Origin of the sequence: Aeromonas sp. 62-46 (genome assembly GCF_001898585.1) — a bacterium.
GTDB lineage: Bacteria > Pseudomonadota > Gammaproteobacteria > Enterobacterales > Aeromonadaceae > Aeromonas > Aeromonas caviae.
In genome coordinates, this window is the sequence record NZ_MKUI01000032.1 from 23,870 (window position 1) to 39,532 (window position 15,663).

Consider the following 15,663-nt stretch of genomic DNA (forward strand, 5'->3'; position numbering starts at 1 on the left):
TTTTGATGGTTGTCGGACCGTCTGATTAGACGTCGAGGTTGGCAACCCGCAGGGCGTTGGTCTCGATAAAGTCGCGACGGGGCTCTACGGCGTCACCCATCAGGGTGGAGAAGAGCTGGTCGGCGCCGACCGCATCGTCGATGGTGACACGCAGCATGCGACGGGCTTCCGGATCCATGGTGGTTTCCCACAGCTGCTCCGGGTTCATCTCGCCCAGCCCTTTATAGCGCTGGATGTAGATGCCACGCTTGCCTTCGCCCATCAGCCACTCGACCGCTTCAACGAAGCTGGCGACCGGTTTGACCTTCTCGCCACGCTTGATGTAACCGCCTTCCTCGATCAGGTTGGCGATCTCCTTGCCCAGGGAGACCAGCTGACGGTACTCGGAGGATTGCAGGAAGTCATAGCTCAGCGGATATTCACGGTCGACCCCGTGCTGGCGTACCACGGCGTGGGGCACGAACAGGCTGCGCTCCTCGTCGCGGCGTACCTGCATCTGGTACTGGATGCCGTGGTTGCTCTCGTTGAGCACGGCCTCCATGCTCTGGCACCAGGCCTGCAGATCGCTCTCGCTGGCCAGCAGGGTTTCGTTCAACTCAGGCTGATAGATCAGCTGGGTCAGCACGGCTTCCGGGGCGCGACGGGACATGCGGGTGATGAGGTGAGTCACGGCGCGATGCTGGTTGACCAGACGCTCCAGCGCCTCGCCACCGATGGCCGGGGCAGACTCGTTGACGTGCAGGGTCGCACCGTCCAGCGCCATGGCGGTCTGGTACTGCAACAATGCGTCTTCGTCTTTCAGGTACTGCTCCTGCTTGCCCTTCTTCACCTTGTAGAGCGGCGGCTGGGCGATGAAGACATAGCCACGCTCGATGATTTCCGGCATCTGACGATAGAAGAAGGTCAGCAGCAGGGTACGGATGTGCGCACCATCGACGTCCGCATCCGTCATGATGATGATGTTGTGATAGCGCAGCTTGTCCGGGTTGTACTCGTCGCGACCGATGCCACAGCCCAGAGCGGTGATCAGGGTGCCCACCTCCTGGGAGGAGATCATCTTGTCGAAACGGGCCTTCTCCACGTTCAGGATCTTGCCCTTGAGGGGCAGGATGGCCTGGTTCTTCCGGTTGCGACCCTGCTTGGCGGAACCGCCAGCAGAGTCCCCTTCCACGATGTAGAGTTCGGAGAGCGCCGGGTCTTTCTCCTGACAGTCCGCCAGCTTGCCGGGCAGACCGGCGATATCCAGCGCGCCCTTGCGGCGAGTCAGTTCGCGGGCCTTGCGGGCCGCTTCGCGGGCACGGGCCGCATCGATGATCTTGTTGACCACGATCTTGGCGTCGCCCGGGTTCTCCAGCAGGAAGTCTGCCAGCTTCTCGCCCATCGCCTGTTCCACGGCGGTCTTCACCTCGGACGAGACCAGCTTGTCCTTGGTCTGGGAGGAGAACTTGGGGTCAGGCACCTTGACGGAGATAACGGCAATCAGACCTTCACGGACATCGTCACCACTGGCGGCGGACTTGGCCTTCTTGCTGTAGTCCTCCTTGTCCATGTAGTTGTTCAGCGTCCGGGTCAACGCGGTACGGAAGCCCACCAGGTGGGTACCGCCATCCCGCTGCGGAATATTGTTGGTGAAGCAGTAGACCCCTTCCTGATAGGCGTCGTTCCACTGCATGGCGACTTCGACACCGATGCCGTCCTGCTCTGTGGTGAAGTGGAACACCTTGGGATGGATCGGGGTCTTGTTCTGGTTCAGGTACTCGACGAAGGCCTTGATGCCCCCTTCGTAGCAGAAGTGCGCCTCGCGGCCGTCACGCTCGTCCATCAGACGGATGGAGACGCCGGAGTTGAGGAAGGAGAGCTCGCGCAGACGCTTGGCCAGGATCTCGTAGTGGAACAGGGTGTCGCTGAAGATGGTCGGGCTCGGCCAGAAGCGAACTTCGGTCCCGGTGCCGGTGCTGTCACCAATCTGCTTGAGGGGTGCCTGCGGCTCGCCCAGGTGATAGGTCTGCTCGTAAACATGACCGTTGCGGCGGATGGTCAGCAGCAGCTTGTCGGAAAGCGCGTTCACCACGGAGACGCCTACACCGTGCAGACCGCCGGACACCTTGTAGGAGTTGTCATCGAATTTGCCGCCGGCGTGCAGCACGGTCATGATGACTTCGGCGGCGGAGCGGCCCTCTTCCGGGTGGATGTCCACCGGAATGCCGCGACCGTTGTCGCGCACGGAGACGGAGCCGTCGGAATGGATCTTGACCTGGATATCGGAGCAGTAGCCAGCCAGAGCCTCGTCGATGGAGTTGTCGACGACCTCGAACACCATGTGGTGCAGGCCCGATCCATCGTCCGTATCGCCGATATACATCCCCGGGCGCTTGCGGACCGCATCCAGGCCCTTGAGCACCTTGATATTCGAGGAGTCGTAAGTATTTTCACTCATAGCTTACTCTCTGCCTTCTCTAACGTTTCGGAGATCTTGCCTTGTTCCACGTGGAACAGCTTGCAGTCACTCGCATCCATCATGTCTGCGAGCTGACCGGTATCGATGGCGGTGATGAACACCTGGGACGCGCACTGCTTCAGCCTTGCGGCCAGCAGACGACGTTTGTCGACATCCAGTTCAGAGGCAAAATCATCAATTAAAAAAATACAGCCGCGGCTGCTATGTTGATTCAAATAGAGCCCTTGGGCCAGCCGCATGGCACAGACCAGCAACTTCAGCTGACCCCTGGACAAAATATCCTGCGCGGGCACGCCGTTCGCCTTGAGCCGCACGTCCGCCTTCTGCGGACCGACCCCAGTGTACCCCAGCGAACGATCCCGTTCGAACCCCGCCTCCAGCAATGCATCGAGGGGAGTGTCTTTTTCCCAGCCTCGATAGAATCCAAGACTGATATCGAACTCCGGCAGAAAATCTGCCGTCATCTCCTTGATCAGGGGTGTAATGGCCTGACAATAACTGGCGCGAAACCCCGCCAGCTCGCCACCCAGTCGCACCAGCTCCTGATCCCAGAATGCCAGTTGACGATACTGGGTGCTCTGGCGCAGCAAGGCATTGCGCTGCTTCAACAGCCGACGCACCCGCCCCCAGAGGGAGAAGAAGGTCGGCTCCTGATGGAAAACACCCCAGTCGAGCCAGGCCCGGCGAGCCTGGGGCCCACCGGTCAGCAGGCTGAAACCATCGGGGTGGATCAACTGTACCGGCAACAGCTCCGCCAGATCGGCCAGGCGCTGGGCCTGGGCACCGGCGATCTTGAGCTGGGTTTCGCCCCCCTTGTCCTTGGCAAGCCCGATGGGCACCTGACGCCCCTCCAGCTCGCACTGGGCAAACAGGGTAAAGGCCCGCTCGCCCTGGCGGATGACCCGCCCGGTCAAATGGGTACGAAACGAGCGGCCGAGACCAAGGTAATGAATGGCTTCCAGCACGCTGGTCTTGCCGCTGCCGTTACTCCCGACCAGGATATTGAGGCCGGGAGACAGCGCGAGACTGGCGTGCTGAATGTTGCGAAAGTCGCTGAGCTGGAGTTTGACCAGGGACACGACTAGATCCGCATCGGCATCACCACGTACTGGGCATCTTGGTTCTCAAAATCCTCAATAATGGCGCTGCTGATGGAATCGCTCAGGCTGATCCGGATTTGGTCACATTTTAACGTATTCAACACGTCCAGCACATAGGAGACGTTGAAGCCGATCTCCATCTCGCCAGCGGCGTATTGTACGTCAAGCAGCTCTTCGGCTTCTTCCTGTTCCGGGTTGTTGGCGGTGATGCGCAGCAGGTTTTCCTGCAGATTGAGACGCACCCCACGGAATTTCTCGTTGGAGAGGATGGCGGCACGAGCAAAGGCCTGGCGCAGATCCTCGCGACCGGCGATCAGGGCCTTGTCGCTCCCTCTCGGGATGACGCGGCGCCAGTCCGGGAAACGGCCATCCACCAGCTTGGAGGTGAAGATGAAGCCATCCAGGGCGGCGCGCAGGTTGCTGCGGCCCACTTGCAGCCTTACCGGCTTGTCTTCCGCTTCCAGCAGGCGCACCAGCTCCAGCACCCCTTTGCGCGGCAGGATGACCTGATGATCGGGCAGCGATTCCCCCACCACCTCGCGGCGGCAGGTGGCCAGCCGGTGACCGTCCGTCGCCACGGTACGCAGGCCGTGGCCTTCGCTCTCGAACAGCATGCCGTTCAGGTAGTAGCGCACGTCCTGGCTCGCCATGGAGAACTGGGTCGCGTCGATGAGTTTTTTCAGCTCCAGCTGGCTGATGTCGAACTCGAGCACGGATTCCCAATCCTCGATGTTCGGGTATTCGGTCGCCGGCAGGGTCGACAGGTTGAAGCGGGAGCGGCCGGAACGGATGATGAGGCGCTCTCCCTCGGTGCTGAGGCGGATCTCCGCCCCCTCCGGCAGACCGCGACAGATGTCCAGCAGCTTGCGCGCCGGCACTGTGGTGCGGCCATCCTGGCTGTCGCTGTTGAGATAGACCTGTCCGATCATCTCCACCTCGAGATCGGTCCCGGTCAGCGACAGCAGGCCATTGCTGACATCGAGCAGGACGTTGCCGAGGATGGGCAGGGTCGGCCGGCCACCCAGGGCACCGGACACCAGTTGCAGGGGACGTAACAGGGCCTCACGGCTAATTTCGAGCTGCATCTGTGCTCTCCGTTGTTATTGGGAGGAAAGGATTCGGATCAGGCTGGGACATGCAATCTGCATCTGTGCACTCCGTTCCGTTATCAGGAAGAAAGGGTACGGATCAGGTTGGAATAATCTTCCTTGATGTCGTGACTCTCTTCCTTCAGCTGCTCGATCTTGCGGCAGGCATGAAGAACCGTGGTGTGGTCACGGCCACCGAAGGCATCCCCGATCTCAGGCAAGCTGTGGTTGGTCAGCTCCTTGGCCAGCGCCATCGCCAGCTGGCGCGGGCGGGCAACGGAGCGGGAGCGACGCTTGGAGAGCAGATCCGCCAGCTTGATCTTGTAATACTCCGCCACCGTCTTCTGGATGTTGTCGATGGTGACCAGCTTCTCCTGCAAGGCCAGGAGATCGCGCAGCGCCTCGCGCACGAAGTCGATGTTGATGGCGCGGCCGGTGAAGTTGGCGTTGGCGATCACCCGGTTGAGGGCACCTTCCAGTTCACGGACGTTGGAGCGAAGCCGTTTGGCGATGAAAAAGGCCACTTCGTCCGGCAGATGGATCTGGTTCTCGTCCGCCTTGCGCATCAGGATGGCAACCCGGGTCTCCAGCTCGGGCGGCTCGATCGCCACCGTGAGTCCCCAGCCGAAGCGGGACTTGAGACGATCTTCCACCCCGTTGATCTCTTTCGGATAGCGGTCCGAGGTCAGGATGATCTGCTGGTTGCCTTCAAGCAGGGCATTGAAGGTGTGGAAGAACTCCTCCTGGGAGCGCTCCTTGTTGGCGAAGAACTGGATGTCATCGATGAGCAGGGCATCGACGCTACGGTAATAACGCTTGAACTCTTCAATGGCGTTATTCTGCAGCGCCTTCACCATGTCCTGCACGAACCGTTCGGAGTGCATGTAGATGACTTTGGCGTCTTTCTTGCGATCCTTGATGGCATTGCCAACGGCGTGCAGCAGGTGGGTCTTGCCAAGGCCGGTGCCGCCATAGAGGAACAGCGGGTTGTAGGCACCACCCGGATTGTCGGCCACCTGACGGGCGGCCGCACGGGCCAGCTGGTTGGACTTACCCTCGACGAAATTCTCGAAGGTATAGTTCACGTTGGTGTTGCTCTTGTGGTTTGGCTCGGGCTTGTTTTCGGCCTTGTTTTCCCAGCTCTTGGGAGAGTTATTCACAGCATCGACACCACGGGCCGGCGCCCTGGCGACCGCGACGGGATGAGGGCGATTGCCGATATCAAAACGCAGGGTGGGAGCGTCGGCTCCGCACAGCTCGTTGATGATGCCGTTGACCCGGAGCAGGTACTTGTCGCGTACCCAGTCCAGAACAAAGCGGTTCGGTGCATACAGGGTCAGAGTATTGTCACTCAACTCCGCTTGAAGCGGCCGGATCCACATGCTGAATTCTGCCGAGGGCAACTCATCTTGCAGCCGGTTAAGGCACTGCTGCCATAGCGAAGCAGTCACTCTAGACTCCCGTCAATTGATTAAGTAAAGACCGGCTATTCTACGTTTTTAGTGGCCGGATCTCCAGTTGCTGCCGCACGGATCCAGCAAATAAGATCCTTGACTTTCAAGGATCCAACGCCCCAGGATCCCATTTCATCCCCAAAGTTACCCACAGCCGGATATCGTCAATGTGGACAGAATGGCGCGCTGCGACCATAGTTATTTTATATAACCAAATATCATTTATTTTTTATATTTTATTCCAATAACATCAGCGCCAACCCGTGATTACAACTAAAAATACAGCACTACAGAGAGAGGAATCCCCATGAAAACCACCATCAAACTGATTTCCGGCGCCGCCATTCTGCTGGCCAGCCTGTCCGGCCAGGCCATCGCCCAGGAAACCATCAAGGTCGGCATGTCCGGCAAATATTTCCCGTTCACCTTCGTCAAGCAGGACAAGCTGCAGGGCTTCGAGGTGGACATGTGGAACCAGATCGGTGAGCGCACCGGCTACAAGGTCGAGTTCGTGACCGCCAGCTTCTCCGGCCTGTTCGGCATGCTGGAAACCGGCCGCGTTGACACCATCTCCAACCAGATCACCATCACCGACGAGCGCAAGGCCAAGTACGCCTTCTCCCAGCCCTATGTCTATGACGGTGCCCAGATCGTGGTCCGCAAGGGCAACAACACCATCCACGGCATCAAGGACCTGGAAGGCAAGAAGGTCGCCGTCAACCTGGGCTCCAACTTCGAAGAGCTGCTGCGCAAGAACGACCCCAACAAGAAGATCGACATCCGCACCTATGACTCCGCCTTCGAGCAGGATGTCGCCCTGGGCCGCATCGACGCCTTCGTGATGGACCGCGTCTCCACCGCCCAGCTGATCAAGGAATCCAAGCTGCCGCTGCAACAGGCCGGTGCACCGTTCGAAACCATCGAGAACGCCCTGCCCTTCCTGAAGACCCCGGAAAAGCAGGCCGTGCTGAAGAAGGTTGACGATGCCCTCACCGCCATGCGCAAAGACGGCACCCTGACCAAAATCTCCGAAAAATGGTTCGCAGCGGACATCACCAGCAAATAAATGATGGAATTTGACCTCGAGTACACGCTAGGGCTGTTTCCCATCCTGCTCAAATACCTGGGCACCACGATGGAAATGGCCCTGTGGGGATTCGTATTGGCACTCGTACTGTCGCTGATCCTGGCGATAGTACGGGTGTTTCGCGTTCCCGCACTTCACTGGCTGGCGATGCTGTATATCTCGTTCTTCCGGGGTACACCGCTGCTCGTCCAGCTGTTCCTGCTCTATTACGGGCTGCCGCAGCTCTTCCCCATCTTCGTGGGGATGGATGCCTTTACCGCCGCCATCATCGGCCTGACCCTGCACTTTGCCGCCTACATGGCCGAGTCGATCCGGGCAGCCATTCTCGGCATCCACAAGAGCCAGATGGAAGCCGCCCTCAGCATCGGCATGAGTCGGCTGCAGGCGATGCAGCGGATCATCCTGCCCCAGGCGGCCCGCATCGCGACACCATCGCTGATGAACTACTTCATCGACATGATCAAGAGCACCTCCCTGGCGTTTACCCTGGGTGTGGCGGAGATCATGGGCAAGGCCCAGATGGAAGCGGCCTCCTCCTTCAAGTTCTTCGAGAGCTTCATGGCGGTGGCGCTGATCTACTGGGTGGTGGTCATCTTCTTCACCCGCTTGCAGCATCTGCTGGAAGTGCGGCTGAACCGTGCTTATTAAAGGAGGCCTGTCATGATCAACCTAACGGGTCTCTCCAAGGCCTATGACGGAAATCAGGTGCTCAACGGCATCGATCTTGAGGTAAAGAAGGGGGAGATTGTCGTCATCATCGGCCCCTCCGGTACCGGCAAGTCGACTCTGCTGCGCTGTCTCAACCTGTTGGAAACCCCGGATGCAGGGCGGCTCGTCATCGATGACCTCGCCGTGGATCTGGCCAAGGCCAGCGACCAGCAGGCCATCGAACTGCGCAAACGCGCCTCTTTCGTGTTCCAGAACTACGCCCTGTTCGCCAACAAGACGGCGCTGGACAACATCGCCGAGGGGCTGATCACCGTCTGGAAGCAGCCGAAGGCGGAAGCTCGTGCCACTGCCCTGGGCATCCTCAAGGACATCGGCCTCGCCGAGAAACAGGATGCCTACCCGGCCTCCCTCTCCGGCGGCCAGCAACAGCGCGTCGGCATCGGCCGGGCCATGGCGGCCCACTCCAAGGTGATCCTGTTTGACGAGCCCACCTCCGCCCTCGATCCCGAGTGGGTCGACGAGGTGCTGGGCCTGATGAAGCAGCTCGCCCGCCAGCACCAGACCATGGTGGTGGTGACCCACGAGATCGAGTTTGCCCGTGATGTCGCCGATCGGGTGATCTTCATGGAAGGAGGCCGGATCGTGGAGCAGGGCCCGCCGGATCAGATATTGGTCGATCCGCAGGATCCCCGTACCCGGGAGTTCCTGCGCAAAGTACTTAAATAGCTCTCTCTTTGGCGGCCTGGCCGCCTTTTTTCTTGAGGGATCCTTGTTTAACCCCGGGTTGCCAGTATAATTCGGGGCCCTTGATCCTCCGGATCCTGCCAGATTATCCCGCTCGGTCGACGAACGGGGCGAGATGGAAAGGAACGGCGGATTGACGAGAAGCTGAACTCTGTTTAGAATTCGGCCTCTTTTGCTAGTCGTCACACGCTATAGCTGGCGCGTCGGCTAAGTGTGACAATCAAAACTGTACAGAAATACGGAATCGAATCATGAAACGTACTTTTCAACCGTCCAACCTGAAGCGCAAGCGCTCTCACGGTTTCCGCGCTCGCATGGCTACTGCCAACGGCCGCAAAGTTCTGGCCGCTCGTCGTGCCAAGGGTCGTGCCCGCCTGGTAGTCTAATGCCTACCCAGCACACCTTCTCTCGGGAGTTACGTCTGTTAACTCCCGAACACTTCAAACGCGTTTTCGCCGAGCCTGTCCGGGCCGCTTCTCCGCAAATTACGCTTCTTGCTTGCCCCAACTCCCTCGAACACCCCCGTCTTGGCCTCGCCGTGCCCAAAAAGGCGCTCAAGCGTGCCGTCTGGCGCAACCGTGTAAAACGAGTGGTTCGGGAAAGTTTTCGCCTCAATCAAGCCAATCTGCCCGCTATCGACATCGTCGTGATCGCCAAGGGTGGCGTGAAGGAGATGGACAACGAAGCGCTGTTCAAGTTACTGGAAAAGCTATGGCGCACTCTGTCACGCCGTTGCAATGGGTAGCAATCAAACTGATACGCCTGTATCAGCTAATCATTAGTCCCCTGCTCGGGCCGCGCTGCCGTTTCACCCCGACTTGTTCCCAATTTGCGATAGAAGCAATCCGACTTCACGGTTTCATAAAAGGCGTTTGGTTAGCCAGCAAACGTCTATTAAAATGCCATCCCTTATCCGAGGGTGGTTATGACCCGGTTCCGCAACCAAAGCGAAGAAACTGAAGACTATGGAATCACAACGCAATTTACTCCTGATCGGTTTGCTGTTCGTGAGCTTCTTGCTCTGGCAACAGTGGGAGTCCGACAAGGCTCCGAAGCCGGCCCCGACTACCGTGGCCCAAACCGAACATTTCGTACCTGAAGCCGGTCAGACCGGTGATATTCCTCAGGTTTCCGAGCAAGCAAATGGTAACGCCGCGCGCAAGCTGATCACCGTCTCCTCCGACGTGCTCAAATTGACCCTGGATACCCAGGGCGGTGACATCGTCTCTGCCGAACTGCTGGCCCACAAGCTGGAAGAAGGCAAGGAACAGCCGTTCACCCTGCTGACCAGCCAGCCTGCCCACCTCTATGTGGCCCAGAGCGGTCTGGTCGGTCGCAATGGTCCGGACAGCCAGGCCCAGGGTCGTCCCACCTATGAAGCCGCCCAGACCAGCTATCAGCTGGCCGATGGTCAGGATCAAGTCGTCGTTCCGATGACCTGGACCGACAGCAAGGGTGTGGTCTTCACCAAGGAGTTCGTGCTCAAGCGCGGTGATTACGCCGTGGGCGTCGACTACAAGATCGACAACAAGTCTGCCGAGCCGGTCCAGGTACAGTTCTACGGTCAGCTGAAGCAGACCATGACCACGCCGAAGGATCAGGAAGGTCATGCCATGGTGGCCAGTGCCTACCGTGGTGGTGCCTTCTCCAGCGAAGACTCCCGCTACAAGAAGTACACCTTTGACGAGATGAAGGATGCCGACCTGAACAAGACCACCCAGGGTGGTTGGGTCGCCATGCTGCAGCACTACTTCGTCTCTGCCTGGGCCCCGAATGCCAACGACACCAACAGCTTCTACAGCCGCGTGATCCCGGGCAAAGACCAGGCAATCATCGGCTACAAGGCGCCGCTGGTTGACGTCGCTGCCGGCCAGCAGGCCGAAGTGAGCGGCAAGCTGTGGATCGGTCCCAAGCTGCAGGATCAGATGGCCAAGGTGGCAAACCACCTGGATCTGACCGTCGACTATGGCTGGCTCTGGTTCATCGCCCAACCGCTGCACTGGCTGCTGACCGTGTTCCACGGTTTCGTCCAGAACTGGGGTCTGGCCATCATCATGCTGACCCTGCTGGTGCGCGGCATCATGTTCCCGCTGACCAAGGCCCAGTACACCTCCATGGCCAAGATGCGGATGCTCCAGCCCAAGCTGGCTGCGCTCAAGGAACGCTTCGGTGACGATCGCCAGAAGATGTCCCAGGGCATGATGGAGCTGTACAAGAAGGAGAAGGTCAACCCGCTGGGCGGCTGCCTGCCCATCCTGGTACAGATGCCCATCTTCATCGCCCTCTACTGGGCACTGATGGAGTCTGTCGAGCTGCGCCACGCGCCGTTCGCCCTGTGGATCACCGACCTGTCGGTGAAGGACCCCTTCTTCGTGCTGCCAATCCTCATGGGTGCCTCCATGTGGTATCTGCAGAAGATGAGCCCGACCACCATCACGGACCCGATGCAGCAGAAGGTGATGCAGTTCATGCCGATCATCTTCACCTTCATGTTCCTCTGGTTCCCGGCAGGTCTGACTCTGTACTGGCTGGTGAGCAACGTCATCTCCATCATCCAGCAGACCATCATCTATCGTCAGCTGGAGAAGAAAGGCCTGCACTCACGCAACTGATGCGCAGCCCATCTTTCCTGATGACAAAAGAGGCGGCCTTCGGGCCGCCTTTTTTATTACAATGTCCCCCACCCTCTTACTCATTCAGCCAACCAGCGAGTCAAGCAAGATGACAACAGATACCATCGTGGCCCAGGCCACCGCCCCCGGCCGTGGCGGCGTCGGCATAGTCCGCGTCTCCGGCCCTGCCGCCGAGCGGGTCGCCGAGATAGTGCTCGGCAAGCTCCCCAGGGTGCGTTATGCCGAATATCTGCCGTTCAGGGACGAGCAGGGCCAGGCGCTGGATCAGGGCATCGCCCTGCTGTTCAAGGCCCCTAACAGCTTCACCGGCGAAGACGTGCTGGAGCTGCAGGGCCATGGCGGCCCCGTCATTCTCGACATGCTGATCCGCCGCATCCTGCAGATCGACGGCATCCGCCCCGCCCGCCCGGGCGAGTTCAGCGAGCGCGCCTTCCTCAACGACAAGCTGGATCTGGCCCAGGCCGAGGCCATCGCCGATCTCATCGAAGCCTCCAGCGAGCAGGCCGCCCGCAGCGCCATGCACTCCCTCCAGGGGCAGTTCTCCGGTAAGGTGCAACAGCTGGTGGAGAGCCTCACCCGGCTGCGCATCTATGTGGAAGCGGCCATCGACTTCCCGGATGAAGAAATCGACTTTCTCTCCGACGGCAAGGTGGCGGGTGACCTCTACGCCATCATGTCCGAGCTGGATGACGTACGCGGCGAGGCCAAGCAGGGTGCCCTGCTGCGAGAGGGGATGAAGGTGGTGATCGCCGGTCGTCCCAACGCCGGCAAATCGAGCCTGCTCAACGCCCTCGCAGGCCGCGAGTCCGCCATCGTCACCGAGATCGCCGGTACCACCCGCGACGTGCTGCGCGAGCACATCCATCTGGATGGCATGCCGCTGCACATCATCGACACCGCGGGCCTGCGCGATACCCAGGACAAGGTGGAACAGATCGGCATCGAGCGCGCCTGGGCCGAGATCGAACAGGCCGACCGGGTGCTGTTTATGGTGGACGGCACCACCACGGACGCCGTCGACCCCCACGATATCTGGCCGGAATTCGTTGATCGGTTGCCAAAAAACATCGGCCTCACCGTGGTGCGCAACAAGGCGGACCTGACCGGCGAGGATCTGGCACCGAGCCAGGAGCAGGGCCACGCCGTCTATCGCATCTCCGCCAAGACCGAGCTGGGGCTGCCCGCACTGCGCGAGCACCTCAAGGCCTGCATGGGCTTCCAGGGCAACACCGAAGGGGGCTTCATGGCCCGCCGCCGCCACCTGGACGCACTGGAGCGCGCCGCCGAACGGCTGCTGGTAGCCAGGGAGCAGCTTGAGGTCTATGTGGCTGGCGAACTGGTGGCCGAGGAGCTGCGCCTGGCCCAGGAGTCCCTGTCCGAGATCACCGGCGAGTTCAGCTCCGACGATCTGCTGGGCCGCATCTTCTCCAGCTTCTGCATCGGCAAGTAAATCCGCAGAGCAGGCAATGAAAAGCCCGGGTTCATCCCGGGCTTTTTTTGTGCGCTTTTCATCCACCAACCTAGAGACGGCGCAGGCACCACATGAAGTAAGCGCCCCCTAACAGGGTGGAGACCAGACCGACGGGCACCTCCTGGGGAAAGAGGATCTGCTGGCCGATCCAGTCCGCTGACACCATCAGCAAAGCGCCACAGCCTGCGGCGCCGAGCAGGTGCCAGCGCGCCCTCACCAGCCCCATCAATCTGGCCAGGTGCGGCGCCAGCAGACCGGCAAAGGAGAGCGGGCCTATCACCATGGTGGCACTGGCGGTGAGCACGGCCACCAGCAGCAGGATGGTGAGCTGGGCACGGCCGAGATGGATCCCCAGAGCCGTCGCTACCGCCGGCCCCATGGGCATGAGGTCGAGCCAGCGGCTCGCCAGCAGGCAGGCTGCCAGCATCAGCAGCGCCAACACCACCAGGGCAAGGGCCACCGGCTGGGTGACGTAATAGGTGGAGCCGGACATCCAGGAGAGCAGTTGCTGCACCCGCAGGTCGCCGTTGGCCAGGGCGATGGCCTGCAACGGCTCGAACAGCGCCGTGATGGCGATGCCAGACAGCAGTATCCGCTCCGGCTGGAAGCCGTTGCGCCGGTTGATAAGCACCAGCAGCAACAGGCAGGCGAAGACGCCCACCAGCCCCCCCAGCAGCATCATGGGCAGCGGCAAGGCGGGCAGCAACAGGGCCGCCGCAATCACCCCCATGAAGGTGCCACCGCTCACCCCCAGCAGCTCGGGGCTCGCCATGGGGTTGTTGCTGACTCGCTGCAACAGAGTGCCAGCCAGCGCCAGCAACACGCCTGCGGCACCCGCTGCCAGCGTGCGCGGCAAGCGCCACTCCAGTTGGGCCTGCCACCGCAGCCAGCTCGGCCAACCCCAGCCGTCCATCCCCTGCCCAAACAACAGGGAGGCGATCACCGCAGCAGCCAGCCCCAACACCATCAGACCGACAAGGCGAGACGGCGCCGGATGGCGGGCCAACTGCAGGGAGGAGTTCGCCTTAGGCGCACTCTGCTTGATACCAAGACGCGGGATCAGCCAAAGCAGCAGCGGCGCCCCCAACAGGGCCGTCATGGCGCCGGTCGGGATCAGCACAGGCCAGAACCGGCTCAGGGTCTGCAGCAGCAGATCGGTGGCCGCCAGCAACAGGGCGCCGAGGATGGGTGCCCACAGCAGCCGCTGGGCCAGTTTTCTGACCCCCAGCAGCCGCACCATGGCGGGCGCCGCCAGCCCGATAAAACCGATCAGCCCCACCACGCTCACCACGCAGGCGGTGACAAACACCGCGAGGCCGAGGCCGGCGAATCTCAGGTGCTTGAGAGAGACCCCCAGGCTGCGAGCGCTGGCATCGTCCAGCTCCAGCACTGCCAGCGGGCGCACCAGCACCACCGCCAGCATCGCGGCCAGCAGCAACCGTGGCAGCAGATAGCCGACGCCGCTCCAGCTGTTCTGGGCCAGAGATCCGCTCCCCCACACCAGCAACCCTTTGAGCTCCTCCTGGAAGAACAGCAGCAATCCCATGCTGATGGCGGCCAGATAGAGGTTAATCACCAGCCCTGCAAAGACGATGACCACGGGATTGAGCTGACGGCGCCAAGCCAGGGCGAAGACCAGCCCCATGGCCAGGCTTCCCCCGGCCATGGCGATCCACTCCCGCCCGATCAGCAGCCAGGAGGGGGCGAGCAGGGTCACCATCATCAGCGCCAGCTGGGCGCCGGAGGCCACCCCCAGGGTGGTGGGCGAGGCCAGGGGATTGCGCAGCACCTGCTGCATCAGGGTACCGGCGAGCCCGAGGGCGGCACCGGCCAGCAGGCAGATGGCAAGGCGCGGCAGCCAGCTGAAATGGACCACCGCCTGGCGGGCATCGTCCAGCTCGGGGGAGAACAGGGCCTGCCACCAGAGCGCCCCCGGCAGTTGACGCGCCAGCTCGGCGCAAGCCAGCCCCAGTGTCAGCACCAACAGGCAGAGACCCGGGCGCAGCAGGGGCGAAGAAAGAGAAGAGCTCATTGATTTGATCCCCCGGTTGCTCTGTGGACAGCCTGCTCCCGCAAGGCACCGTCCAGCAGGGTGGCGAAGCGGCGGGCCGCCAATATGCCACCAAAACTCCATGTCGCAGGCAGATGGATCACCGGATTGTTCTGTACCAGCGGGAGATGCTGCCACAATCCAGGCTCCTGAAGTTTTTCACCAACTCCTACGGGCACGGGGTCCACCACCACCAGCCTGGCCTCCGACATCCCGAGAAACTGCTCCAGGCTCGCGACCGAGAATCCCCAGGCATTGGTCTCTCCCTGCCAGGCGTTGCGAAGGCCGAGGCGCTGCATCACTGCCTCGAACAGGCTGCCATGGCCAAACACCCGCACATGGCGCTCATCAATGAATTGCACCACCAGCAAGGGGGGCATATCGTCAGGCTGCGCCGCCTGCATCTGTGCCAGATCCTGCTCCAGCGCGGCGAGCTGGCGTTCGGCCTCCGCCTCTTTGTTGACCAGGGCGGCTATGGTCAGGGTCGCTTCCCGCAGTCGCTGCCACAGATCGGTGCCCGGTTCATACAGGGCGATGGAGTGCACCGGCGCGATGCGGGAGAGGGTCGGCGCCAGGGGGGCCGCCAGCGGCGAGATGAGAATAAGATCCGGTTTGAGCTCCGCCAGCAGTTCCCGGTTGGGCTGGGCACGCAGCCCGATATCGATCACCCCGGCAGGAAGCTGGGGTTCACCGACCCAGGCGCGATAGGGGGCCACATCCCCCACCGCCATCGGTGTCACTCCGAGCGCCAGCAGGGTTTCGGCTATGGTCCAGTCCACGGTGGCGATGCGGGGCGTGGCGCTGGTGGCGTCGGTGGCGGTGACAAGCTGCCCGGCCTCCCCTGCCAGGGGCAGCAGCAGACTGAGCAGACAGGGCGCCATCTTCAATAAACGGTTCAAGAGCGGCCCC

The 15,663-nt window shown here is 61.2% G+C and carries 14 protein-coding genes; 8 read left to right on the plus strand and 6 right to left on the minus strand.

Annotated features, from left to right (window positions below; all coding sequences use genetic code 11):
- Positions 1-25: 25 nt before the first annotated feature.
- From gyrB to dnaA, 4 genes are all read right to left on the minus strand, one after another.
- Positions 26-2,437 (minus strand): DNA topoisomerase (ATP-hydrolyzing) subunit B, encoded by a 2,412-nt coding sequence (gene gyrB, locus BGO64_RS10770; RefSeq protein WP_041212069.1) that lies wholly within the window; start codon positions 2,435-2,437, stop codon positions 26-28.
- Entirely contained in the window at positions 2,434-3,537 is a 1,104-nt protein-coding gene (recF, locus tag BGO64_RS10775) for a DNA replication/repair protein RecF (protein ID WP_010672287.1), read from the minus strand. Before recF ends, gyrB begins: the two co-directional genes overlap by 4 nt.
- 2 nt (positions 3,538-3,539) lie before the next feature.
- On the minus strand, positions 3,540-4,643 hold the full coding sequence (dnaN, locus tag BGO64_RS10780; protein WP_039040646.1) for a DNA polymerase III subunit beta: 1,104 nt from the start codon (positions 4,641-4,643) through the stop codon (positions 3,540-3,542).
- Between the two features lie 83 nt (positions 4,644-4,726).
- Positions 4,727-6,097, minus strand: a complete 1,371-nt coding sequence (gene dnaA, locus BGO64_RS10785) for a chromosomal replication initiator protein DnaA (protein WP_042016136.1) — start codon at positions 6,095-6,097, stop codon at positions 4,727-4,729.
- Between the two features lie 310 nt (positions 6,098-6,407).
- Here dnaA and BGO64_RS10790 point away from each other — a divergent pair, with 310 nt between their 5' ends.
- The 8 genes from BGO64_RS10790 to mnmE all read left to right on the plus strand — a co-directional run bounded on the left by BGO64_RS10790 (position 6,408) and on the right by mnmE (position 12,683).
- Entirely contained in the window at positions 6,408-7,166 is a 759-nt protein-coding gene (locus tag BGO64_RS10790) for an amino acid ABC transporter substrate-binding protein (RefSeq protein WP_010672284.1), read from the plus strand.
- Positions 7,167-7,835 (plus strand): amino acid ABC transporter permease, encoded by a 669-nt coding sequence (locus BGO64_RS10795; protein WP_010672283.1) that lies wholly within the window; start codon positions 7,167-7,169, stop codon positions 7,833-7,835.
- A 12-nt stretch (positions 7,836-7,847) separates the two neighbouring features.
- Positions 7,848-8,582, plus strand: coding sequence for an amino acid ABC transporter ATP-binding protein (locus BGO64_RS10800; RefSeq protein ID WP_010672282.1), 735 nt, complete (start codon positions 7,848-7,850; stop codon positions 8,580-8,582).
- 269 nt (positions 8,583-8,851) lie between these two features.
- Positions 8,852-8,986: a 50S ribosomal protein L34 gene (rpmH, locus tag BGO64_RS10805; RefSeq protein ID WP_005307156.1), complete on the plus strand. Its 135-nt coding sequence runs from the start codon at positions 8,852-8,854 to the stop codon at positions 8,984-8,986.
- A complete protein-coding gene (gene rnpA, locus BGO64_RS10810) occupies positions 8,986-9,345 on the plus strand; it encodes a ribonuclease P protein component (protein ID WP_010672281.1) in 360 nt (119 codons plus the stop codon). Before rpmH ends, rnpA begins: the two co-directional genes overlap by 1 nt.
- Complete coding sequence (gene yidD, locus BGO64_RS10815; protein ID WP_010672280.1) at positions 9,312-9,560, plus strand: membrane protein insertion efficiency factor YidD; 249 nt, start codon at positions 9,312-9,314, stop codon at positions 9,558-9,560. The genes rnpA and yidD overlap by 34 nt, the downstream gene beginning before the upstream one ends.
- Before the next feature lie 5 nt (positions 9,561-9,565).
- Complete coding sequence (yidC, locus tag BGO64_RS10820; protein ID WP_010672279.1) at positions 9,566-11,212, plus strand: membrane protein insertase YidC; 1,647 nt, start codon at positions 9,566-9,568, stop codon at positions 11,210-11,212.
- 109 nt (positions 11,213-11,321) lie between these two features.
- Positions 11,322-12,683: a tRNA uridine-5-carboxymethylaminomethyl(34) synthesis GTPase MnmE gene (gene mnmE / locus BGO64_RS10825; RefSeq protein WP_010672278.1), complete on the plus strand. Its 1,362-nt coding sequence runs from the start codon at positions 11,322-11,324 to the stop codon at positions 12,681-12,683.
- Between the two features lie 70 nt (positions 12,684-12,753).
- Here the strand turns inward: mnmE and fhuB are convergent, their stop codons facing one another.
- Both fhuB and BGO64_RS10835 read right to left on the minus strand, forming a co-directional pair.
- Positions 12,754-14,736, minus strand: coding sequence for a Fe(3+)-hydroxamate ABC transporter permease FhuB (gene fhuB / locus BGO64_RS10830; RefSeq protein WP_286700654.1), 1,983 nt, complete (start codon positions 14,734-14,736; stop codon positions 12,754-12,756).
- Positions 14,733-15,635, minus strand: a complete 903-nt coding sequence (locus tag BGO64_RS10835; RefSeq protein WP_286700661.1) for an ABC transporter substrate-binding protein — start codon at positions 15,633-15,635, stop codon at positions 14,733-14,735. Before BGO64_RS10835 ends, fhuB begins: the two co-directional genes overlap by 4 nt.
- Positions 15,636-15,663 lie beyond the last annotated feature (28 nt).